Origin of the sequence: Thioalkalivibrio sp. ALgr1, from assembly GCF_000378285.1 — a bacterium.
In the GTDB taxonomy this organism is placed as follows: Bacteria; Pseudomonadota; Gammaproteobacteria; order Ectothiorhodospirales; family Ectothiorhodospiraceae; genus Thioalkalivibrio.
This window is the reverse complement of sequence record NZ_KB905134.1, coordinates 128,308-150,509: the sequence shown is the minus strand read 5'-3', so window position 1 is coordinate 150,509 and position 22,202 is coordinate 128,308. Positions and strand designations below refer to the sequence as shown.

The 22,202-nt window shown below is 65.8% G+C and carries 20 protein-coding genes; 3 read left to right on the top strand and 17 right to left on the bottom strand.

The window, feature by feature from the left end; genetic code table 11:
- Positions 1-2 precede the first annotated feature (2 nt).
- Positions 3-1,151: an ABC transporter permease gene (locus F466_RS0108415; RefSeq protein ID WP_018993870.1), complete on the bottom strand. Its 1,149-nt coding sequence runs from the start codon at positions 1,149-1,151 to the stop codon at positions 3-5.
- A 139-nt stretch (positions 1,152-1,290) separates the two neighbouring features.
- Between F466_RS0108415 and F466_RS0108410 the strand changes: the two genes are divergently transcribed.
- The 3 genes from F466_RS0108410 to F466_RS0108400 are packed head-to-tail and all read left to right on the top strand — an operon-like array spanning position 1,291 to position 5,272.
- On the top strand, positions 1,291-2,217 hold the full coding sequence (locus F466_RS0108410; RefSeq protein ID WP_018174236.1) for a MoxR family ATPase: 927 nt from the start codon (positions 1,291-1,293) through the stop codon (positions 2,215-2,217).
- Positions 2,199-3,233 carry a DUF58 domain-containing protein gene (locus F466_RS0108405; protein ID WP_018993869.1) on the top strand — a complete coding sequence of 345 codons (1,035 nt, stop codon included), beginning with the start codon at positions 2,199-2,201 and terminating at the stop codon, positions 3,231-3,233. The genes F466_RS0108410 and F466_RS0108405 overlap by 19 nt, the downstream gene beginning before the upstream one ends.
- Positions 3,230-5,272 (top strand): DUF3488 and transglutaminase-like domain-containing protein, encoded by a 2,043-nt coding sequence (locus tag F466_RS0108400; protein ID WP_018993868.1) that lies wholly within the window; start codon positions 3,230-3,232, stop codon positions 5,270-5,272. Before F466_RS0108405 ends, F466_RS0108400 begins: the two co-directional genes overlap by 4 nt.
- A 105-nt stretch (positions 5,273-5,377) precedes the next feature.
- On the opposite strand, the gene iscR is transcribed toward F466_RS0108400, so the two are convergent.
- From iscR to leuD, 16 genes are all read right to left on the bottom strand, one after another.
- Positions 5,378-5,857 carry a Fe-S cluster assembly transcriptional regulator IscR gene (gene iscR / locus F466_RS0108395; RefSeq protein WP_018139357.1) on the bottom strand — a complete coding sequence of 160 codons (480 nt, stop codon included), beginning with the start codon at positions 5,855-5,857 and terminating at the stop codon, positions 5,378-5,380.
- Positions 5,858-6,155: 298 nt separating this feature from the next.
- Positions 6,156-6,749, bottom strand: a complete 594-nt coding sequence (locus tag F466_RS0108390; protein ID WP_018139356.1) for a L,D-transpeptidase — start codon at positions 6,747-6,749, stop codon at positions 6,156-6,158.
- A 10-nt stretch (positions 6,750-6,759) separates the two neighbouring features.
- Positions 6,760-8,268 carry an amidophosphoribosyltransferase gene (purF, locus tag F466_RS0108385; RefSeq protein WP_026296436.1) on the bottom strand — a complete coding sequence of 503 codons (1,509 nt, stop codon included), beginning with the start codon at positions 8,266-8,268 and terminating at the stop codon, positions 6,760-6,762.
- Between the two features lie 29 nt (positions 8,269-8,297).
- Positions 8,298-8,876: a CvpA family protein gene (locus F466_RS0108380; protein WP_018139354.1), complete on the bottom strand. Its 579-nt coding sequence runs from the start codon at positions 8,874-8,876 to the stop codon at positions 8,298-8,300.
- A gap of 94 nt (positions 8,877-8,970) precedes the next feature.
- Positions 8,971-9,552, bottom strand: coding sequence for an SPOR domain-containing protein (locus F466_RS0108375; RefSeq protein ID WP_018993866.1), 582 nt, complete (start codon positions 9,550-9,552; stop codon positions 8,971-8,973).
- A 102-nt stretch (positions 9,553-9,654) separates the two neighbouring features.
- Positions 9,655-10,977, bottom strand: a complete 1,323-nt coding sequence (locus tag F466_RS0108370) for a folylpolyglutamate synthase/dihydrofolate synthase family protein (protein WP_018993865.1) — start codon at positions 10,975-10,977, stop codon at positions 9,655-9,657.
- A gap of 8 nt (positions 10,978-10,985) precedes the next feature.
- Positions 10,986-11,942 (bottom strand): acetyl-CoA carboxylase, carboxyltransferase subunit beta, encoded by a 957-nt coding sequence (gene accD, locus F466_RS0108365; protein ID WP_018139351.1) that lies wholly within the window; start codon positions 11,940-11,942, stop codon positions 10,986-10,988.
- Between the two features lie 35 nt (positions 11,943-11,977).
- Positions 11,978-12,811: a tryptophan synthase subunit alpha gene (gene trpA, locus F466_RS0108360; RefSeq protein ID WP_018993864.1), complete on the bottom strand. Its 834-nt coding sequence runs from the start codon at positions 12,809-12,811 to the stop codon at positions 11,978-11,980.
- On the bottom strand, positions 12,808-14,016 hold the full coding sequence (gene trpB / locus F466_RS0108355; RefSeq protein ID WP_018139349.1) for a tryptophan synthase subunit beta: 1,209 nt from the start codon (positions 14,014-14,016) through the stop codon (positions 12,808-12,810). The genes trpA and trpB overlap by 4 nt, the downstream gene beginning before the upstream one ends.
- A complete protein-coding gene (locus tag F466_RS0108350; RefSeq protein ID WP_018139348.1) occupies positions 14,013-14,642 on the bottom strand; it encodes a phosphoribosylanthranilate isomerase in 630 nt (209 codons plus the stop codon). The genes trpB and F466_RS0108350 overlap by 4 nt, the downstream gene beginning before the upstream one ends.
- Positions 14,643-14,711: 69 nt before the next feature.
- A complete protein-coding gene (gene truA / locus F466_RS0108345; protein WP_018993863.1) occupies positions 14,712-15,500 on the bottom strand; it encodes a tRNA pseudouridine(38-40) synthase TruA in 789 nt (262 codons plus the stop codon).
- 76 nt (positions 15,501-15,576) lie between these two features.
- Positions 15,577-16,290: a hypothetical protein gene (locus F466_RS0108340; protein ID WP_018993862.1), complete on the bottom strand. Its 714-nt coding sequence runs from the start codon at positions 16,288-16,290 to the stop codon at positions 15,577-15,579.
- Positions 16,291-16,326: 36 nt separating this feature from the next.
- On the bottom strand, positions 16,327-18,714 hold the full coding sequence (locus F466_RS0108335; protein ID WP_018993861.1) for a FimV/HubP family polar landmark protein: 2,388 nt from the start codon (positions 18,712-18,714) through the stop codon (positions 16,327-16,329).
- A gap of 181 nt (positions 18,715-18,895) precedes the next feature.
- Positions 18,896-19,921 carry an aspartate-semialdehyde dehydrogenase gene (locus tag F466_RS0108330; RefSeq protein WP_018993860.1) on the bottom strand — a complete coding sequence of 342 codons (1,026 nt, stop codon included), beginning with the start codon at positions 19,919-19,921 and terminating at the stop codon, positions 18,896-18,898.
- A 99-nt stretch (positions 19,922-20,020) separates the two neighbouring features.
- Positions 20,021-21,094 (bottom strand): 3-isopropylmalate dehydrogenase, encoded by a 1,074-nt coding sequence (leuB, locus tag F466_RS0108325; protein WP_018875312.1) that lies wholly within the window; start codon positions 21,092-21,094, stop codon positions 20,021-20,023.
- A 462-nt stretch (positions 21,095-21,556) separates the two neighbouring features.
- Positions 21,557-22,201, bottom strand: coding sequence for a 3-isopropylmalate dehydratase small subunit (gene leuD, locus F466_RS0108320; protein WP_018993859.1), 645 nt, complete (start codon positions 22,199-22,201; stop codon positions 21,557-21,559).
- Position 22,202: the final 1 nt, after the last annotated feature.

Below are 22,202 nucleotides of genomic sequence, written 5' to 3'. Positions count from 1 at the left end.
CGTCAGACCCCCATGTGATAGAACAGGACGGCGAACAGACCGTCGAACACCACAATCAGGATGATCGACGTCACCACCGCGCTGGTCGTGGAGATCCCTACGGCGGCCGCACCGCTGGCCGTTTGCAGCCCACGCAGGCAACCCACGCCCGCAATCAGCAGGCCAAAGGTCACGGCCTTGAACAGCCCCGAGAACAGATCGGACAGGCTGAGCGCGACGGTCACCTGATTGAAGAACGCCGTCCAGGGGATCCCGAAGCCCTGCATCACCACCGCAGCACCCAGCAGGCCGATCATGTTCGCGTACAGCGCCAGCAGCGGCGCGACCAGGATGCCGGCAAGCACCTTCGGCAACACCAGAAAGCGAACCGGGTCGAGCCCCATCGTCTTCAGGGCGTTGACCTCCTCGTTCACCTTCATCGTGCCAATCTCCGCCGCGAACGCGGCCCCGGAGCGCCCGGCCAGCAGGATCGCCATCATCAACGGTCCCAGCTCGCGGAACAGCGAGACCGCCACCAGATTGGCGACGAAGATCTCGCCACCAAACTGCCGCATCGCGATCGCGGACTGGAATGCCAGGATCACGCCCAGCAGGAAGGCAATCAGGGAGACGATGGGCAGCGCCTGGAACCCGGCCGCCTCGGCGACCCGGAAGGTATCGCCCCAGCGAACCTGGCGGGGATGCACCAGCGCCGAACCCAGGGCCCGTGTCAGTTCGCCAATGAACCCGACCTGCGAATAGGCCGCCTGCCCGACTCGGGACACCGCCTCCAGCGACTGGGCCCACAGTCCCCCACGTGTTTCGTGACGTGCCGGTTCAACGGTTTCCAGCTCTCGGTACGGGGTTAGCTGCTCCTCCACCAGGCCCTGGACACCCACCAGCTCCACCTTGCGACCCGCCCGCTCGATATCGCGCTCCAGGGCATGGAGTAACGCGGCCCCGGCGCCATCGCAATACTCGAGGTCACCGACATCCAGCGTCACCGCAGCCTGCGCACCATCGGCCAGTTCGCGGGCGCGGCGGCGCAGAGGCGACCAGACCCGCTCCACTGCATGCACGTCCAGCCGACCCGCCAGATGCAGGCGGGCATCCGGCGAGGCTGTGGCATCATAGCGAAACGTCTGGCCCGAATCGGCGGCCTGCTTGTCCATACTGTCGCTCGTGGGGCAATTGCGGCCATGGTAGCCGCAAACTCACCCGGCACGCGAAGCGGGGCTTAAATCTCTCCCACGCATCACGCTGATCGGTCTGCGTCTTTTTCGCCCGACACCATCCACCACGAGGAGCCCAATGCCCGCGGCCAACGAAGCTCTCCACCAGGTCGAGAACGCGCTGAACGACATCCTGCTGGGCAAACCCGATCGGGTCCGGCTGGCGTTGACCTGCCTGCTCGCCAACGGCCACCTGCTGATCGAAGACCAGCCAGGCGTTGGCAAGACGACCCTCGCACACGCGCTGGCCGCAGCAATGAACCTCGATTACCGCCGCGTGCAGTTCACCAGCGATCTCCTGCCCGGCGATGTCCTCGGGGTGTCCGTGTTCGAGCAGAGCTCCAGCGAGTTCCGCTTTCACCCCGGGCCGATCTTTACTCAGGTCCTGCTGGCCGACGAGATCAATCGCGCACCCCCCAAGACCCAGAGCGCGCTGCTCGAGGCGATGGAAGAGCGCCAGGCCAGTGTGGAGGGCGCGACCCGTCCCCTGCCCGAGCCGTTCTTCGTAATCGCCACGCAGAACCCGGAAGAACAGGTCGGCACGCATCCCCTGCCGGAATCCCAGATGGACCGCTTCCTGATGCGCATCGAACTGGGCTATCCCGATGTCCGCGCCGAGCGCGCGTTGCTCGAACGCGGCGGTGGCGCGGCGGCACCCGTTGCCCATCCTGCCCCGAGCGCGATCGTCACACCCGAGGACCTGCAGGGCTGGCAGTCCCGAATTAACCAGGTGCATGCCGAGCCAGTGGTGCTGGACTATCTGCAGGACCTGATACAGGCGAGCCGCGACCGCGCACGCTTTGCCCACGGGCTCTCGCCCCGCGCCGGGCTCGGCCTGCTGCGCGCCGCACGGGCCCATGCCTTTCTCGATGGGCGCGACTACGTCACTCCGGATGACCTGGCGGACGTCCTGCCGGCCGTGTCCGGCCATCGGATCCGAGCCCGCGAACCGGACACCCCCGCACGCACGGTGGAACGGCTGTTGGAATGCGTGCCGGTTCGTTAGCCCTGCACAAGCGCTTCCGATCGCAGGGGCAACGCCTGCGTGAAGGCGTGATCCGCTGGATCACGCGGCGCCACCGCGACGATGGCTCGGAGGCGACGCTTGGCCGCGACCGCATCTACATCCTGCCGACCCGGGCCGGTTACACCCTCCTGGCGATCCTCGGGGTGATGCTGCTGGGGGCGATCAACTACTCCAACAACATGGCGTTCCTGCTGACTTTTCTCCTGGTCGGGATCGGCCATAACGCCATCTGGTATACCCATCGCAACCTGCTCGGGCTCAAGGTGTCGGCGCTGCCCACCACACCGGTGTTCGCCGGACAGCCGTTGTCCGTCTCCCTGCGCCTGGAGGATACGCGCGGCCGCGACCGGGAAGCCCTGCACCTGAGCATTGGCGAATACACAAGCGTGCCCGTTGCAGTACCGGCCCGCGGGCAGCAAGTGGCCAGCCTGCCCCTCCCGCCGCTCGGCCGCGGAGTCTACCGGCTACCCCGCCAACACCTGGGCACCCAGTATCCGCTCGGCATCCTGAATGCCTGGAGCTGGCTTGGGTTGGCCGCCGAAATCCTTGTGTACCCGCAACCCGTGGAGCCGGGCGCCGCCCATACCGGTCTCGGAGACGAAGCCGGCCCCCAGCGGCGTCAGGAAGCCTCCACACCCGATCACATCCGCCCGTACCGCCCCGGAGACCCGCCCGGCCGGATCCTGTGGAAGGCCCTGGCCCGCACCGGCAAGCTGCACATCCGCGAAACGGTCGCAGGAGGCCGTGACACGCTCTGGATCGACTGGTCCTCCATGCCAGCCAGCGACACCGAGACGCGCCTCTCCATGCTCTGCCACCAGATCCTGGCCGCCGAGGCCGAAGGCCGCGCCTGGGGGCTGCGCCTGCCCGACCAGATCCTCCCGCCCGGACAAGGCCCGGCGCAGCGGGAGCGGGGTCTTCGCGCCCTCGCCGAATTCCGCTTCGAGCCGATCCCCTTGCCGATCCCAGAAACTCCCAGGAGAACGAAGGAGTGAACCGCGCAGGCCAGCACCGATCACCGGAACTACGAGGCCTGGAACTCGCCCTCCTGGCCCTGCCGGTGGCCGCGCTCCCGCATGCCTGGCACCAGCCACCGTGGGTGACGTTGCTCGTGGCGGCCGCCGTCCTGCTGCGGACCTGGCTCCATCTGCGCGACCGCAAGCCGCCCGCCCTTGGTTTGATGGCTCTTCTGGCCGCGTTCGCGGGGGCAATGACCTTTCTGCAGTACGGGACCCTGTTCGGGCAGGAGGCGGGTACCGCGCTGCTGCTGGTCATGATGGCCCTCAAACTGCTCGAGACCCGTAACCGGCGGGATATCGTGATCGGCCTGTTCCTTGGCTACTTCGTGGTCGTCACGACCTATTTCTTCGATCAGTCGCTGCTGATCGCTGCGTGGTCCCTGCTGTCCGCCTGGCTGCTGACCGCCGCCCTGGTCCAGGTACACGCCGGACGCACCCTCGAACGGTGGCGCCTGGCGAAGCAGTCCGGCTGGATGATCGTCCATGCCCTCCCGTTCATGCTGATCCTGTTCCTCGCCTTCCCGCGGGTTCAGGGACCACTCTGGGGCGATCCGCAGCGTGACGAGGTGGCCACCACGGCCCTCTCGGGCGAGCTGAATCCCGGCGACATCGCGGAACTCCTGCAAGACCAAACCACCGCGATGCGCGTCCAGTTCCACGACACCGTGCCACCGCCCCCAGCCCAGTACTGGCGTGCACTGGTCATGACGGACTTTGACGGGCGGCGCTGGCAGGCTGAAGGCGGCCAGTCCAGCATCGAGGTCCCGGAAGCCGACGCCCCGGACAACGTGGTGGCCTATACCGCCACGCTGGAACCCACCCGTGTGCGTTACCTGCCGGTGCTCGACTATCCCGTTTCGCTGCCGGATAACGCCGAGTACCGCGACAACCATCAGGTCATACGCGATCGACGCATCGTGAACCGCATCCAGTACGACGCCGAGGCCGACCTGTCGCGCCCACCGGGTGGCGAGGAAGCCCTAAGCAGCTCCGCCCGTGAACGCGCCCTTGAACTCCCACCCAGCGCAGCCCCTCGCTCCCGTGCCGAGGTCGCCCTCTGGCGCGCCACGCATGGCGATGATGACCGCGCGATCATCCAGGCCGCCCTGGATCGCTTCGCCGCCGCCCCCTATCGCTATACCCTGCAGCCCCCCACCCTCGCGGGGGATGTCACCGACCAGTTCCTGTTCGAAACCCAGGCCGGTTACTGCGAACACTATGCCTCCGCGTTCGCCGTGCTGATGCGCTCGGCGGGGATCCCGACCCGCGTGGTCACGGGCTACCAGGGCGGGGAATGGATGCAGCGGGGCGAATATCTGCGCCTGCGAAACGCCGACGCGCATGCCTGGAACGAGGTATGGCTGGATGGCGAGGGCTGGATTCGCGTCGACCCCACCGCGGCGATCGCTCCGGAGCGCATCGAGGCCGGTATTGGCGGCCTGACCGGTGGCGAGGGCGAATCCGTGCCCGATTTCCTGCGCCGTGACGGGCTGGGCTGGGTGCAACAGCTTCGGTTTGGGTTCGAAGACTGGCGCGATTTCGCCCGGTTCCGCTGGGAGAGCTGGGTGCTGGCATTCGATCCCGAGCGCCAGCGCGAGCTCTTCGCGCGTTTCGGGCTCGACGCAACGGACTGGCGCGACATCGTCACGGCACTGGGCGCGGGGTTTGGGCTGCTGGCGGTCGCGGCTCTGGCCTGGGCCGGCTGGCGCCGACCTCGTCGTCCCCTCGACGCAGCGGATCGACTCCTGCAACGCCTGTCCCGTCGCATCGAACGCCAACAGACGGGACTCGGCCGCCACGCACACGAGCCCGTCGTCACCTGGACCCGACGGATCAAGGCTGCACGGCCCGATCTCGCGCCCATCGTCGATGCCTTCGCCGAGCACTACAACCTGGCCCGCTTCGCGCCCGCGCGGCCCGACGACCGGGCCGGACATCTGATGGCCCTGCGCCGCCTGGCTGCATCCGACCTTCGGAAGCCACCCGTCGGCCAGCCTGCACCGCGGACGACATAGGATGCGCCAATGGAAAAGGCCCGGCCGGATTCAGCACCCGGTCGGGCCTTCAGGTCTTGCGCAGCGGCGCCGGGAGCCCCGGGCCGCTGGGTCGTCCGGCCGCTATCAGGCCGCGTCGTTACGGAAGATGAAGTGGTGCCGCGCGCCGCGGCGCTCATCCTGACGACGAGCGACCTTCTGCACTTCCGGACGGTTGGCAAACTGCGCCAGCGTAATGCCGTCGAGGAAGTCGTACAGCTGCTGGCTCAGGTCATCCCACAGCTCGTGCGTCAGGCAGCGTTCGCCGTGCTGGCAGTCCTTGTGACCCTTGCAACGGGTCACGTCGACTGATTCATCGACTGCCGTGATGATGTTGGCAATGCTGATCTGGTCCGCACGCTTGGCCAGGCGGTAACCGCCGCCGGGCCCCCGCACGCCTTCCACCAGGTCAGCCTTGCGCAGCTTTGCAAACAGTTGTTCCAGATAGGACAACGAGATGCCCTGGCACTGCGAGATGTCGGCCAGGGTCACCGGTCCGACCCGATCATGGATCGCGAGATCCATCATGGCGGTCACCGCGTAGCGGCCCTTGGTTGAGAGTTTCATGTCTTAAAGCCTCCGAGAAACCGTGATCGTGCGTGTCGAGGTCGACATCCATTCACAGATTCGAATCCGTTCACCTTTCCTGACAATCATAGTCAGGAATAATTCCCTTTTTACCTGACAGTTGTTGTCAGGAATAATTCCCTGATTGTATCAGGCGATTGCCGCGAATTCACGTACGCCAAACGCAGGTTATTGTGAGAGCCGTCTGATGCTGACGGAGTTCCCTCGGAAATTGTTAGAAAATTAGGGATTTCTGGATCACGCCGAACGCGAGCCGCGCTGGGCCGCCGGACGTGTGCTAAACCGGAAGGATACGACCGGTTTCGTAATCCGGGCCGTTCAGGATCACGACGAGGGTCCCCACCGGGAGGCGAGGAAACAGTTCGATGACCTCGTCGTTGCGCATACGTACGCACCCTACGGAGGCCGGCTGGCCAATCCGCCCCTCTTCATCCGTACCGTGGATGTAGATGTAGCGGTGGTAGGAATCGATGCTGCCCCCACGATTGAGGCCAGGCTCCAGGCCCTCGAGCCAGAGGATGCGCGAGGTGATGTTGTCGCGCTGGCTGCGCTCGCCTTCGCCGGTCAGGATCTCGGCAATCTCGCCAGTGTTCGCGCGCGCCCGGAACACCGTGCCGCGCTCGGCACCATCGCCGAAGCGCTCGGCAATGCGATGCAGCCCCAGCGGCGTCTTGTACGTGCCATCCTGGTTCCCGATGCCTCGCTCGGAGGTCGAGACATCGAAGATTTCCGTGACCTTGCCGTCTTCCCAGACGTACAGGCGCTGCTGGTCCACGCGTACCACCACCGCCGGCAAACCTTCGCCGCTTCCCGCCTGCGCCCGCGCCGCTTCCACGACCGGTTCGATCCACTGCAAACTCGGCAAGGTCACTACTCTCTCGTCACTTCTTGTTGGCCAGATCCAGCACCTCGCCCGCCACGGGCGTATTCACCAGTCCTTCGCCCCGCAGCGAGGCCAGATACTCGAGGTAATCAGGGGGCAATCCAGTCACGTACTCGCCGGTAAACACGGAGCAGTCGAAGGTCTCGATGTTTCGGTTCCCCCGCCGCACGGCCTTTTGCAGATCTTCCAGGTCCTGGTAGATCAGGCGGTCGGCGGCGATCGCCTCGCATACTTCCTGTTCGTCTCTGCCATGGGCAATGAGTTCATGCGCCGCGGGCATATCAATCCCGTAGACATTCGGATAACGCACCGGGGGCGCGGCGGAGGCGAAGTAGACCTTCCTGGCCCCGGCCTCGCGGGCCATCATGACGATCTCGCGCGAGGTGGTTCCGCGCACGATCGAGTCGTCCACCAGCATCACGTTCTTGCCCCGAAACTCCAGCGAAATCGCGTTGAGCTTCTGGCGTACCGATTTCCGCCGCTTCGTCTGGCCCGGCATGATGAACGTGCGGCCGATGTAGCGGTTCTTGATGAACCCCTCGCGATACTTGATGTTCAGTTCGTGCGCCATCTCCAGCGCCACGGTGCGGCCGGTATCAGGGATCGGCACGATCACGTCAATGTCATGATCCGGCCAGATGCGGCGGATCTTCTCACCCAGCGCGGTGCCCATGCGCATGCGCGCGCGGTGCACAAACACGTTGTCGATCACCGAATCGGGCCGGGCAAAGTACACATGCTCGAAAATGCAGGGGTTGAGCTGGGTGTCCTCGGCGCAGACGCGCGTCGAGACCTCGCCCTCGGGGGTAATGAACACGGCCTCGCCGGGCGCCAGGTCGCGTTCCAGCTCGAAGCCCTGGGACTCCAGCGCGGCGCTCTCGGAGGCAACCATCCATTCTCGCCCGCCCTCCTCGGCTTCACGCGAGCCATAGACGATCGGACGGATACCGTTCGGGTCGCGAAAGGCCAACAGGCCGCGCCCGGCGATCATCGCGACCACGCCGTAAGCGCCCTTGGCGCGCTCGTGCACGCGTTCGACTGCGTTAAAAACGGAGTCGGCGGTCAGGCCGTTATCCAGATAGCGCAGGAGCTCCTGCGCGAAGACGTTCAGCAGAATCTCGGAGTCGGAATCCGTGTTGATATGCCGACGATCGGTCGCAAACAGGGCCTGTTTCAGTTCGCGGGCATTGGTCAGGTTGCCGTTATGTCCCAGCGTAATACCGAACGGGGAGTTCACGTAGAACGGCTGGGCCTCGGCAGAACTGGAGCTCCCGGCGGTCGGATAGCGCACATGACCAATGCCCATGTTGCCGATCAGCCCCTGCATGTGCTGGTCGTTGAATACATCCCGCACCAGGCCGTTGTCCTTGCGCAGGTGCAACCGACCCTCGTCGTCGCAGGTCACGATCCCGGCGGCATCCTGCCCGCGGTGCTGCAACACCAGCAAGGCATCATAAAGCGGCTGATTCACCGGGCTACGCCCGACGATTCCGACTACTCCACACATACGGCTCAGGGCTCCATCAAGGCGATCGACTAGAGATCTTCGGCGGGGGGTTCGGGTTGTGGTGCCGGCGCATCATCGGCAGGGGCATCCGGAGGCGGTTCTACAGGATCGGAGGCCAGCAGCTCACCAATCTGTTCCTGCCAGCCCTCCGGCAATTGCGCGATCATCCAGTCGACCAGACGCTCGAACTCGGGGATCAGGCGGCTGTTTTCCCACCAGCCCTCCTCGGGCATCAAGGTCAGGGACGCAGCGAAAACCAGCACGGCGACCAGTACCACCCCGCGCAGCAGACCAAAGATTACGCCGAGCGAGCGGTCGGTACCCGTCAGGCCACTCCCGCGTACGAGACGATTGGCCAGCACTCCGAGAATGCCGCCCACAATGAGGACCCCGATGAAGATCAGCGCGAACCCCACGCCCAAGCGCAAAGTGGCATCCGACAGCGCCTGCGGCAAGACTTCGGCAACCTCGGCGGCATGTCGAATACCCAGCCAGATGCCCACAATCCAGGTCGCGAGCGAGAACGACTCGCGCACGAAGCCACGAAACAGACTGATAAGCCCCGAGACAACGATCAGGGCAACAATGACCAGGTCGATCCAGTTCACGCGCGGCGGACTTCGGGTGCGAAAAGGCTGCGTAGTGTACCGCAGCGAATCGCAATTCGCAGGCGCTCGCCCGCGCTTGTGGAATGCCCGGACCTCACGGGAAGGTCACCACGATGCCGGTAATATCGAGCTCGTCCTTCAGCTGCTCGCCCAGCTTCTGGGCCTCGTCGCGCTGCGCCACCGGTCCAACCTTGACTCGATAGATGCTGCGCCCCTCAGCCTCCGACTCGTCGATGAACGCCGGCAAGCCGGCCTCGCGCAAGCGCGCCTCCTCCTCGCGCGCATTGTCTCCGTCCCGATAGCTGCCCACCTGGACAGCCCAGCCGGCCTCGATCGCCCTGGACTCCGGAGCGGCTTCCACTGGTTCGGGGATCGGCCCATTGTCCTTGTCAGCTGCGGTCTCGCGACCCTCCTCGCCGTTCTCCAGCGCATGCAGGTCAGCAATTCGGCTCTCCCCTTCCCCCTCACGCTCGGGTCGCGGAGGCGTTGCCTCGCGTTCGGAAGGAAGCGCGATATCGGGTGCGGCGAAGGTCGGGGCATTGGGGACCGGGTCATCGATACCACTCATGTGTTCATAGCCCGCGCCATCAAACAGCCACGGGAGAAAGATCACGGCGATCACGATCAGGATCACCGCGCCTGTGAGGCGAAAGCGAATGGGATTATCGGTGGTCATGCCATGTTCGCATTGGGGTCCCGTGCGTCGGGTCTTCCCAGCGACCTTACGCCGCACGCGCCCGCCCGGGCAAGGCGAATGATCCGCTTCAGCCTCGCCATGTCACACTCCCTCCGCTACCGCTGAGTCCGGGAGTGACTCTCTCAAGGCCGCAGCAGCCAGCTTCGGTGCCTGTTCAAGGACCGCAGCCACCGTGTGAAACGAGCCGAATACGACGCAACGACCCTGTGAACCTGCCGATTCGGCGGCCTGTTTCAAGGCCTGCTGGATATCGCCAGCCGGACGGACCCCGGACTGACCCACCTGTTCCAGCTCCCCGGCCAGATCGGAGGCAGGAAGGGCCCGAGGGAGATCGAGCGGTACCGGAATCCAGATATCGATTAGCCCATCCAGGTCGCGCCACATGGCACTGCGATCCTTGTCGGCCATCACCGCCACCAGCGCAACGGTCGGGCCTGCCGACGGGTTCTCGCGCAGCCAGCGGGCGAGCTCGGCGACGGCCTGGGCGTTGTGCGCCACATCCAGCAGCCAATCGGGCGGGCCATTCAGGCGCTGCAGACGGCCCGGCGGGCGCACCTTCAGAGCCCGCTCCATTGTGGCCGCACTCAGCCCGGCGTCCATGCCAAGCGACTCGACCACCGCCAGCGCGGTGGCGGTATTTGCCAGCGCCGCACCACTCAGCCCACGCGCCAGCGGGACATTCCACTCGACCTGGGCCCCATTCCAGCGCCAGACGAGCCGCTCCTGTTCAACCAGCAGGTCGAAATCGCGGCCCAGGCGGACGGTACGACACGCAAGCGCCTGGGCATGGTCCAGCACACTCTGGGGAGGCGACAACTCGCCGAGCACCACGGGGCGCCCCGCACGCATGATGCCGGCCTTCTCGTGCCCGATCACCTCGCGCGAATCACCGAGCCAGGCCTGGTGGTCGAGATCGACGGCGGTAACCGCCGCCACATCCGCATCCCAGATGTTCACAGCATCCAGCCGTCCACCAAGCCCGACCTCCAGCACCTGCACGTCGACCCGAGCCTCACGGAAGAGCCAGGCCGCAGCCAGGGCTGCAAACTCGAAATAGGTCAGCGAATCGTGACCACGAGCCTGGTCAATCGCCTCGAATGCCCGGCACAGGTCTGAGTCCGAAGCCGGGCGGCCGTTCAATCGGATGCGTTCGTTGTACTGGAGCAAATGAGGAGAGGTGAAAAGCCCGACATTCAGGCCCTCGGCCTGCAACAGCGCTGCCGTGCGCGTGGTGACCGTGCCCTTGCCGTTGGTCCCCGCGACAATGACCGTACGGGGCGTCCCCGGACCACGCAGCCCCAGCCGATCGGCGACCAGGGCGATGCGCTCCAGGGTGAGGTCCATCCCCACCGGGTGCAAGCGCTCCTGGAAGGCCAGCCATTCAGCCAGTGTGGCGTAGCGCACGGATGGAATCAGGTAGAGCGCGGGGCATCCGTCGATTCGCCGGTGTCCTCCGCACGAATCACTTCCACCTCCGGCTCTTCTTCCTCGACCGGAGGCGCCTCGGGGGCCGGGGCCGGCCCGTGCGTCAGCATGCCGAGCACAGAGGCCAGACGACGGCGCATCTCGCCGCGTTCAATGATCATGTCGACCGCACCGTGCTCGAGCAGGAACTCGGACCGCTGAAAGCCCTCCGGCAACGTCTCGCGGACGGTCTGCTGGATCACGCGCGGACCGGCAAAACCGATCAGGGCGTTGGGTTCGGCGACGTTGATATCGCCGAGCATCGCAAGGCTCGCGGAGACGCCGCCCATGGTGGGGTCGGTCATCACCGAGACGAACGGGATACGTTCCTCGCGCATCCGCGCCAGCACCGCGCTGGTCTTGGACATCTGCAGCAGCGAGAACAAGGCCTCCTGCATCCGCGCCCCGCCAGACGCACTGAAGCAGACCAGCGGAATGCGCTGCTCCAGAGAACGGTTGGCACCGCGGACAAAGCGCTCGCCCACCGCAGAACCCATGGACCCGCCCATGAAGCGGAAATCAAAAGCGGAGGCCACCAGCGGGCGCCCCATCAGCTGGCCCTGCATGACGACCAGCGCGTCGCGTTCGCCGGTCGACTTCTGCGCGGCGACCAGACGGTCCTTGTATTTCTTGGAATCGCGGAACTTCAGGACGTCGGAAGATTCGATCTGAGCGGCGATTTCCTCGCGCCCCTCCTGATCGAGGAAGGTCTCCAGACGACGCCGCGCGCTCATGCGCCGGTGATGCCCGCATTTCGGGCAGACATCGAGATTGCGTTCCACCTCGGGGCGGTACAGCGTGGCGTCGCAGCCCTCGCAGCGCACCCACAGCCCCTCGGGCACGCCCCGCTTGCTGCTGTTGTCGGTACGGATGCGCGAAGGCATCAGTTTTTCAAACCAGCTCATCCTGAATCCCTTAGTCCTGCGAGCGCCGCATTCTACTACACCGAAGCCTCGACGCCGGACGCGCGCACGCGGTCCATCTCCACGCGCATCCCCGCGACGACCTCGGACGCGGCATGAGCGAAACCGACCGGGTCACCGTCAAATTCCTCGGCGAGACGCACGATCGCGCTGCCCACGACCACGGCATCGGCCACGCGCGCGACCTGCCCGGCCGTCTCGGCGTCGCGAATTCCAAAACCCACACCCAGCGGGAGATTCGTATGTTGGCGAATGGCCTCAAGGCGCTCGGCCAGCGCGGAGGTATCCAGCGTCTGCGAACCAGTCACGCCCTTGAGCGACACGTAGTAGATGAACCCCCGCCCCGCGCGCGATACATGGGCAATGCGTTCGTCCGAGGTCGTGGGCGCCACCAGGAAGATCGGCGCGATCTGCGCGTTTTCCAGCAGCCCCGCGACGTCGTCGCATTCCTCGGGCGGCAGGTCCACCGTCAGCAGGCCGTCCAGCCCCGCCTCACGGGCCTTTTCGGCGAAGGTCTCGTAGCCCATCCGCTCGACCGGGTTCAGATAGCCCATCAGTACGACCGGCGTCTCGGTGTCGGTCTTGCGGAACTCGGCCACCATGTCCAGCACATCCCGCAGGCTCGTCCCGTAGCGCAGCGCCCGCTCGCAGGCCTTCTGGATCACCGGCCCATCCGCCATCGGGTCGGAGAACGGAACCCCCAGCTCGATCAGGTCCGCACCGGCCTTCACCAGCGCATGCATCAGCGGCACGGTGGCGGCCGGCTCCGGGTCTCCCGCGGTCACATAAGGCACCAGCGCGGCGCGGTTCTCCGACCGCAGCTTGGCAAAACGTTGCTCGATGCGAGTCATAGCGTGATTCCTTCGCGTTCCGCCACGGTGTTGAGGTCCTTGTCACCCCGGCCCGACAGGTTGACGATGATGCTCTGGTCCGGGCGCATGGTCGGGGCGAGCTCCAGGACATGCGCGATGGCGTGGGAGGTCTCGAGTGCCGGGATGATGCCCTCGGTACGGGTGAGCCGATGAAAGCCCTCCAGCGCCTGGTCGTCGGTCACGGCGACATAGCGCGCACGGCCCGTATCCTTCAGCCAGGCGTGCTCAGGTCCGACGCCCGGATAATCGAGCCCGGCGGAGACCGAGTGCGTCCCGACGATCTGCCCGTGCTCGTCCTCCATCAGGTAGGTGCGGTTGCCATGCAGCACGCCCGGCTGCCCCGCACAGAGCGGAGCCGAATGCCGGCCGGACTCGATGCCCGCGCCCGCGGCCTCGACGCCGATCATTTCCACGGACTCGTCATCCAGAAACGGATGGAACAGGCCGATGGCGTTGGAGCCCCCACCTACGCAGGCCACCAGGGCATCCGGCAGCTTGCCGGTCATCTCCAGGTGCTGCTCCCGCGCCTCGCGGCCAATCACGGCCTGAAAGTCCCGCACCATGGCCGGATACGGGTGCGGACCCGCGACGGTACCGATGATGTAGAAGGTGTCGTCGACGTTGGTGACCCAGTCGCGCATCGCCTCGTTCAAGGCGTCCTTCAGCGTGCGCGTGCCCGATTTCACCGCGACTACCTCGGCCCCTAACAGACGCATACGGAAAACGTTCGGAGTCTGGCGGCGCGTGTCCTCCTCGCCCATATAGATCACGCATTCCAGCCCCAGGCGCGCGGCCACGGTCGCGGTGGCCACGCCATGCTGGCCGGCACCGGTCTCCGCGATGATGCGGGTTTTGCCCAGGCGCTTGGCCAGCAGGGCCTGACCGATGGTGTTGTTCACCTTGTGCGCGCCGGTGTGGTTCAGGTCTTCGCGCTTGAAGTACACCTGCGCCCCGCCCAGCTCCTTCGACAGGCGCTCGGCGTGGTAAAGCGGATTGGGCCGCCCGACGAACTGCTTCAGATCATGGTCCAGCTCTGCCATGAAATCGGCATCGCCCATGTACTGCTCGTACGCCTTTTGCAGCTCGTCCAGCGCACCCATCAGCGTCTCGGACACAAAGCGCCCGCCATAGGGCCCGAAATGCCCGCGGGCATCCGGGAACGCCGCCCAGTCGATCTTGCTCATTCGTTCACCTCGCATTGGCGCACGGCCTTCACAAAGGCCTCCATGCGCCGTGCATCCTTGATTCCCGGGCCACTCTCGACCCCGGAGCTTACGTCGACCCCGTACGGGCGCAGGTGTTCCAGCGCCTCGCGTACCGAATCCTCGTCCAGCCCCCCGGCCAGCAGCCAGGGCCGGTCCAGCCCATCGGGCACCGTGTCCCAGTCGAACCGGTGGCCGGAACCGCCACTACGTCCGGCTCCATGGCTGTCCAGAAGAAAGCCCTGCGCCTGGGGGTGGGCGTCCATCACCGGCCGCGGATCACCCGTCTCGTTCATCGACACCGCTTTGAGATAGGGGTACCCGAAACGCGCACATTCCGTTGCCGATTCATGACCGTGGAACTGCAGGCAGTCCAGGCGCACCCCGGAAAGGATCTCCTCGACGCGCGCCGGCTCCGGATCCACGAATAGCCCCACCGTCGTCACGAAGGGCGGCAGCGCCGCAGCGATCTCCGCCGCCTGGTCGGGCTCGACATAACGGCGGCTGGGCGGATGGAACACCAGGCCAATCGCGTCGGCCCCGGCACGCGCCGCGGCCACCGCCTGCTCCGGCGTCGTGATCCCGCAAATCTTTACCCGATAGCGCATCCCGCTCCGGCCTCATTCATCAAGCGCCAAAGCCTACCAGAACCGCGGCCCGCGACCCCTTTCCCGCAATCAGATCGCCCCATTGCCGGGGATTCCTTCCAGCATCGGCCCCTCGGCACTGGGGAGAGCGAACTCGGGCGGATAGTCGACGTGCACGAAATAAAGCCCGCCGGCCGGCGCCGTGATCCCCGAGACGCGCCGGTCGCGGGCCGCAAGGATCCGTGCAGCCCAGCCCGGCTCTTCGCGCCCGTCGCCGATCGCCAGAAGAACCCCGGCGATGTTGCGTACCATGTGATGCAGGAAGGCATTGGCATGGATATCCAGAATCACATACGAACCCCGCCGCTGGACCGCAATCGAATGCACCTTCCGGATCGGCGACTTGGCCTGGCACCCGGCGGCGCGCAAGCTGGAAAAGTCGTGTTCGCCCACGAAGACCTGCGCCGCGTCGTGCATCCGCGCGGCATCCAGCGGACGGCGCCACCAGGCCACCCGCCCCGCTTCCAGTGCAGGCCGCACCGCTCGATTCGCGATCACATAGCGATAGCGGCGACCGAATGCCTTGAAACGCGCATGAAAGTCTTCAGCGACCGGCTCGGCCCAGCGCAGGGCAATCCCGTCCGGTAGGCGACTGTTTACCCCCAGCACCCAGGAATGCCGCTCCCGCACCGCCGAAGTGTCAAAGTGCGCCACTTGAGCGGTCGCATGCACACCCGCGTCCGTGCGCCCCGCGCAGCTGAGCTCGATCCCGTGATTGGCCACGAAACTCAGCGCCGCTTCCAGATGCCCCTGCACGCTGGGGCCGTCTTTCTGGCGTTGCCAGCCCAGCAGCCCACGCCCGTCGTACTCGACCCCCAACGCCCAGCGCTGACAAACCGTTCCAGGCACCCGGTCTGCATCACGCATTGTCGAAGTCGTATTTGTCATCACCCGATCACCACCACCAGGCGATCCAGCCACCTGCAACCGCCACTATCCACAACCACACCACGGCCCCCGCGCCCTCTTTCCGAACCTCGTCCATGTCCTGGTGGGACTCGCGAGCCACTGGCGCTGGCACCTCCCCACTCAAGGCCCGATCCAGCCGAGCAATCAGCCAGTCGCGCGCCGCCTGCAGTCGTTCCCGCCATCCACCCCGGAGTTGCTCACGTTCGCGCTCGGTATTAACCCGATCCGACTCGAACAGCGCCAGAGCCAGAAAAAGCCGCTGCGCGAAGCGCGCGCCCCACGCGCCAAAGCAACCACGAGGGCCCGCCAAGAAGGACGACAGCGCCCAGACCAGCTCGCCTCGCGAGAAACGCTCCGTCAGCCAGACCACCAGCACCACCACCAGCGCCAGCGCCCCGATCCGCCAGGCGGCCTCGCTCAGGCCGGCCAGCACCGAATCCCCGCCTGCTTCGACTGGCCATACGCCGAAGAACACCAGCAACGAGAGATAAAACCATTTCAGTCGCCAGAGCAGGCGCCCGCATCGCCGCCAGGCGAACGGCCCGCCCCATACCAACCCGACCGCGCCAACCAGCACTGCCAGCACCACGGCCGGCTTCGCGGTCGCCAGCACCACCGACACCAGCAAAACGGCCGGGAGCGCCCACAGGGACGCCGACCCGGCCGTTTCTTGTTGCCTATCGAAACCCTGCCGCATCATCGCGACAGGATACTCTTCACAAGACAGATGGACGGCTCAGGAGCCGTCCAATTGCTGACGAATCGCCTCCGCCTGGGCCTTCTGGTCGTCCGACCCGGTGGCCACAATCTCGTCGATCAGTTCACGCGCGCCCTCGTCATCGCCCATGTCCGCATAGGCCTGCGCCAGGCTCAACCGTGTCTCATTGTCTTCGTCCACCCCGATGGTCGCAGAGGCATCGCCCTCCAGCGGCAAGTCCTCTTCCTGGCCGGCAGCCGGCAAATCGTCGGCTCCCAAATCCAATGCCGGGATGTCACTCCCAGCCGCGTCGCCCCGGGTCTCTTCATCCAGGTTCGGCAGATCGCTGTCGTCGATATCGAATGACAAGTCGTTCAGGTCATCGCTGCGCGCTTCGTCCGTTTCCGAAGACGTCTTCTCCGCAGGCGTCGAAGCCCCCTCATCGAAGGTCTCGTCGAAATCAAAGGCCAGCCCGGAATCGGTCTCTTCTTGTGGCTCGGCGGTGTCCCCGAGATCTTCGGTTTCGGATTCCACATCCGGGAGATCCAGGCCGGAGAAGTCGATTTCGTTCGGCGCTTCGCCGTCACCCGCCGCCTGCGGCTCCACCGCAGCACCCAGACCTCCGACACCCGCCGGAGCGCCCGCAGGTCCAGCGCTGTCATCACTGGCGCCACCGATACGCGATTCCAGCTCCGCCAGATGATTGCGGGTTTCAACATCGTCCGCCGGCAGGCGTTCGCGCAGGGCGGATGCCGCCTCGCGGGCGCCCTCTTCGTCGCCCAGCGCCACGCGCGCCTCGACCAGCTTCAGACGATACTGGGAATTATCCGGATCGCGCTCGATGGCCTGGGTCAGCGTCTCTTCGGCCTGATCATTCATCCCGTAGGCCAGGCAGACATCCACTTCCGCCAGCACGTCGTCCACCGAAGCATCGCCACTGGAGCTCACCACGACAGGCTCACTCACCGACTCCTCCGGCTCGTCCGACTGCTCGCGATCATCGTCCTTGCCCGCGACCGCTCCGGCCGCCAGGCCCGCTGCGGCCCCTCCGGCTACGGCTGCTGCACCGGCGCCGCTCGATCCCACGCCCGCACCATCGATCTCACGCGCTTCGTAGCCGACGGGATCCGCGGCCGCGGCCCGCACACCGCTGTTGTCCGCCCGCGCCGGCATGCCGGCGGTACGCTCTTCAACCACCACCTCGCGCCGACCACCGCGCGCAAAGGCCAACAGCACCAGCAGCAGCAGGATCACCAGTGCAATCGCCATCATCAGCAGCAGCGGATCGTTCATGATCCGCTCGTGCAGCGGCGCATTGCGTTCGGCATCGGCCCGATCGAGCCGTGCCATCAGTTCATTGCGTTCCGCCCGCAGCTGGCTCAGCTGCTCCTCCAGCTCGGCCATATTCTCGCTCGAAAGCTCCGCAAGACGGCCTCGCTCACCCAGTTCCTCGCGCAGTTCTGTAATCTGATCGCGCATCCCCTCCATCTCGGCGCGCTGGGACAGCATGGCTTCCTGGAGCAGATCGGGGGACTCGGCCGCGGCAGCCGCGCCTTCATCCGTCTCCGGCAGGAGTTCTGTCACAATCTCCAGGCGGTCGTCAGCCGCGGCCGCTTCATCGTCCTCGTCCGTAGCGGCCACGGCGTCATCCGCGGCGGCCTCGTCGTCCTCCGCTACCGTCTCATCCTCTTCCGGGACCGCTTCGACTTCCGTCTCGACTTCCGCTGCTTCTTCAGGCTCGGGTTCTTCGCGGGCTGCCGTCACCGTTCCGTCGCGCCAGGCCTGAACCTGCCGCTGCACTTCCTGCCGCGCCTCGGCCGCACTGCGCGACTCAAGCTCCGAACGCGACGGGACGGTCAGTTCGGCACCCGCGCGCAGGCTGTTGATGTTCTGGTCAGAAAACGCGTCGGGGTTGGCCTCCAGGAACGCCACCATCGCCTGATCCGCCATACCGGCCAGACCCGCGCGCTCCACGATGCGATAGAGGGTATCGCCGCTGCGCACGGTGTAGGACTCACCTTCACGCGGCATCGGCGTGTCTTGTCGACGCGGTGCCCCCCGAGCGGTGTCACGCGGGACCGGAGCGGCCGCTCCGGAAGGCATGGTGTCCGGCGGATCGAGCAACAGGGAGACTTCGCGCATCGAGCGCCCACCATCCCAGCGGGCCTCGAGGAGGATGCCCACATAGGGCTCGCGCACCGGCTGACGCGTGGTCAGTACCACCCGACGATCGGACCCCTCACCCTGAACCTGGATGTTCAGGTCGCCCGGCACACTGCCGCGGCTCATGCCTGCGCGCCGGTATTCGTTTTCCGAAGCCTGGCGCACCTGCAGTGAATCACTGGCTGCGGCACCCCCGCGCAGCGGAATCTCCGCCCGCAAGGTCTGGTTCAGATGGGATTGCAGGTTGACCTCACCGAAACTCACCGAATTCGATGATGCCGGTGCAACCAGCAGCAAGAGCAGTAGCCCGAGTAGTAACTTGCGCACGAATCCCCCCTGAATGTGCCGCGCGGCCTGTCATCGCCTGGGGCCATCTTCCTGGCCCCAGCGCCCCCTGGCCGCGTGTTGCCGGGTATGAATTTTCCCGGACTTTTACCGGATTAAATCACAGGTAATCCCGGATCAAAACCTCGGCAATCTGGATTGTGTTCAACGCGGCCCCCTTGCGCACGTTGTCGGACACCACCCAGAGGTCCAGCCCGCGGGGATGCGAGATGTCTTCGCGGATGCGTCCGACGAACACCGCATCCTTGCCGGAACCCTCGGTCACGGCGGTCGGATAGCCCCCGTCCTCGTGCTTGTCCAGCACCGTCACGCCGGGTGCGGCGGACAGGATCTCGCGCGCCTTCTCGGCGCTGATCTTCTCGCGGGTCTCGATGTGCAGGGCCTCGGAATGGCCGTAGAACACCGGGATGCGCACGGCGGTCGGGTTCACCAGGATGGACTCGTCACCCATGATCTTCCGGGTCTCCCAGACCATCTTCATCTCTTCCTTGGTGTAGCCGTTGCCCTGGAAGACGTCGATGTGCGGCAGCGCATTGAATGCGATCTGCTTGGGATAGACATTGCACTCCACCGGGCGGCCGTTCAGCAGCGCCGCCGTCTGGTGGGCCAGTTCCTCGATCGCATCCTTGCCGGTGCCGGAGACGGCCTGGTAGGTGGCGACGTTGATGCGCTCGACGCCGACCGCGTCATGCAGCGGCTTCAGCGCCACCAGCATCTGGATGGTGGAGCAGTTCGGGTTCGCGATGATCCCGTGCTTCTTGTAGCCGGCGACGGCCTCGGGATTGACCTCCGGCACCACCAGCGGGATCTCCGGGTCGTAGCGAAACTGCGAAGTGTTGTCGATCACCACGCAGCCGGCCGCGGCCGCCTTCGGGGCGTACTCCGCGGACACCGAGGCCCCCGGCGAGAACAGCCCGATCTGCACGGTGGAGAAATCGAAGGTGGCCAGATCCTCCACCTCCAGCTCGCGGCGGCCGAAGGCGACCGTCTTGCCGACCGAGCGCGAACTGGCCAGCGCATGCACACGGCCCAGCGGCAGGTCGCGCTCTGCCAGGATGGAGAGCAGGGTCTCGCCGACGGCGCCGGTTGCGCCCACCACGGCCACGTCAAACTTGCGGTCACTCATCGTTCATTCCCGGTTTAAGTTCTATCTTCAAGATATTGATTATGCGTGATACTCGTAGGATGCGTTGAGCGCAGCGAAACGCATCATTGGCTACAACGCCTAGCCCTCCAGCGCAGCCACCAGGGCATCACCCATCCCCTGGGTGCCCACCAGCGTCATGCCCTCACCAAAGATGTCCGGCGTGCGCAGCCCCTGATCCAGCACCCGCCCCACAGCCTGCTCGATGCGCTCGGCCAGGTCATTACGATTCAGGCTGTGGCGCAAGAGCATCGCGACGGACAGCACGGTTGCCATCGGATTGGCCTTGCCCTGCCCGGCGATATCCGGCGCGGAGCCGTGGATCGGCTCGTACAGACCGACCCCCTCGCTGTTCAGCGAGGCCGAGGGCAGCATCCCGATGGACCCGGTCAGCATGGCCGCGGCATCGGACAGGATGTCGCCGAACATGTTGCCAGTCACCATCACGTCGAACTGCTTGGGGTCACGCACCAGCTGCATGGCCGCGTTGTCCACATACATGTGAGACAGCTCGACCTCGGGGAATTCCTTCCCGACGCGCTCGACCACCTCGCGCCACAGCTCCGAGACCTCGAGCACATTGGCCTTGTCCACAGAGCACAGGCGCTTGCCGCGCTTCATCGCGGACTCGAAACCAACCCGCGCGATGCGTTCGATCTCCGATTCGCTGTAGGCGGCGGTATTGAAGCCATAGCGCTCGCCATTGCGCTCCTCGATCCCGCGCGGCTGGCCGAAGTAAATCCCGCCGGTCAGTTCGCGCACGATCAGGATATCCAGCCCGCTGACGACCTCCGGCTTCAGCGTGGAGGCCGAGGCCAGCTGCGGATACAGGATCGCCGGCCGCAGGTTCGCGAACAGGCCCAGATCCGAACGAATACCCAGGAGTCCGCGCTCGGGGCGCAGGTCGCGTTCCAGCGACTCGTACTGCGGGCCGCCGACCGCGCCGAGCAGGATCGCGTCGGCGCGGCGCGCCGCCTCGCGGGTGGCCTCCGGATACGGGTGACCTGCCGCATCGTGCGCCGCGCCCCCGATCAGCCCCTGCTCGATCTCCAGATCCAGGCCGCCGATCTCGCCCACACGCTCCAGCACCTTCAACGCCTCGGCCACGATCTCGGGCCCGATCCCGTCCCCGGGCAATACCAGAATTCGGCTCACAAACCTCTCCTAACCAACTGTTAGCTTTTACTTGTACGATTCCAATAGCACCGTCATTGCGAGGCCCCGCAAGGGGCCGTGGCAACCTCCGGACGGAACCACGACGTTCGTCCCGGCCGACGCCGGGGCCACCCACAGAGATCGCCACGTCGCTGCGCTCCTCGCGATGACGGTGCGCCCCGGCCCCGTCGTTGCGAGGCCCCGCCAGGGGCCGTGGCAACCTCCGGAAGCTGGCAGAGCGCCGGCACATGGATCCGGTGGTTGCGGACGGAGGTTGCTTCGTCGCAATGACGGCACCTCTACCTCGTCATTGCGAGGCCCGTAGGGGCCGTGGCAATCTCCGGGCGAAACCACCGGATCCCGCTACCTGCGCTCGGCCATTGTTTGGGAGATTGCTTCGTCGCAGCGCTCCTCGCAATGACGAGGCTCGGGTTCAGGCCACCCGCGCCATCTCTATCGTTTCTATCGTTGCTCCGCCATCCAGGGCCACTCGCGGCGCTGGCGCTCCTCATAAGCGCGGATGTCATCGGCGTACTGCAGCGTCAGCGCAATGTCATCCAGGCCGTTCAGCAGGCGGTGGCGGCGATCCTCATCGAGCGTGAAACGGAACACGGTACCGTCCGGTGCCGCTACGGTCATCTCTTCCAGGCTCACCTCGACCTGCGCGCCCGGGTTCGCCTCGACCTGATCGAACAGCGCCTGTACCTCGTCCTCGGCCAGCACCACCGGCAGCAGCCCGTTCTTGCAGCTGTTGGAGAAGAAGATATCCGCGAACGACGGCGCGATCACCGCACGAAAACCGAAGTCGGTCAGCGCCCACACCGCGTGCTCGCGCGAGGAGCCACAGCCGAAGTTCTTGCGCGCCAGCAGGATGCTTGCCTGGTCGAACGGCGCCTGGTTGAGCACAAAGTCCGGGTTGATGCGGCGCTGCGAGCTGTCCATACCGGGCTCGCCCGGGTCCAGGTAGCGCCAGTCGTCAAAGGCGTTGGGCCCGAAGCCCGTACGCTTGACCGACTTCAGGTACTGCTTCGGGATGATCGCGTCGGTATCGACATTGGAGCGATCCAGCGGCGCGACAATCCCACGGTGTACGGTAAAGGCCTGCATC

Coding starts and splice junctions, on each gene's coding strand:
- F466_RS0108415 (WP_018993870.1), bottom strand. CDS start 1,151: ATGGACAAGCAGGCCGCCGATTCGGGCCAGACGTTTCGCTATGATGCC.
- F466_RS0108405 (WP_018993869.1), top strand. CDS start 2,199: ATGCGTGCCGGTTCGTTAGCCCTGCACAAGCGCTTCCGATCGCAGGGG.
- F466_RS0108350 (WP_018139348.1), bottom strand. CDS start 14,642: ATGCGCTATCGGGTAAAGATTTGCGGGATCACGACGCCGGAGCAGGCG.
- F466_RS0108330 (WP_018993860.1), bottom strand. CDS start 19,921: ATGAGTGACCGCAAGTTTGACGTGGCCGTGGTGGGCGCAACCGGCGCC.
- purF (WP_026296436.1), bottom strand. CDS start 8,268: ATGTGTGGAGTAGTCGGAATCGTCGGGCGTAGCCCGGTGAATCAGCCG.
- iscR (WP_018139357.1), bottom strand. CDS start 5,857: ATGAAACTCTCAACCAAGGGCCGCTACGCGGTGACCGCCATGATGGAT.
- accD (WP_018139351.1), bottom strand. CDS start 11,942: ATGAGCTGGTTTGAAAAACTGATGCCTTCGCGCATCCGTACCGACAAC.
- F466_RS0108410 (WP_018174236.1), top strand. CDS start 1,291: ATGCCCGCGGCCAACGAAGCTCTCCACCAGGTCGAGAACGCGCTGAAC.
- leuD (WP_018993859.1), bottom strand. CDS start 22,201: ATGCAGGCCTTTACCGTACACCGTGGGATTGTCGCGCCGCTGGATCGC.
- F466_RS0108340 (WP_018993862.1), bottom strand. CDS start 16,290: ATGATGCGGCAGGGTTTCGATAGGCAACAAGAAACGGCCGGGTCGGCG.
- trpA (WP_018993864.1), bottom strand. CDS start 12,811: ATGACTCGCATCGAGCAACGTTTTGCCAAGCTGCGGTCGGAGAACCGC.
- trpB (WP_018139349.1), bottom strand. CDS start 14,016: ATGAGCAAGATCGACTGGGCGGCGTTCCCGGATGCCCGCGGGCATTTC.
- F466_RS0108375 (WP_018993866.1), bottom strand. CDS start 9,552: ATGACCACCGATAATCCCATTCGCTTTCGCCTCACAGGCGCGGTGATC.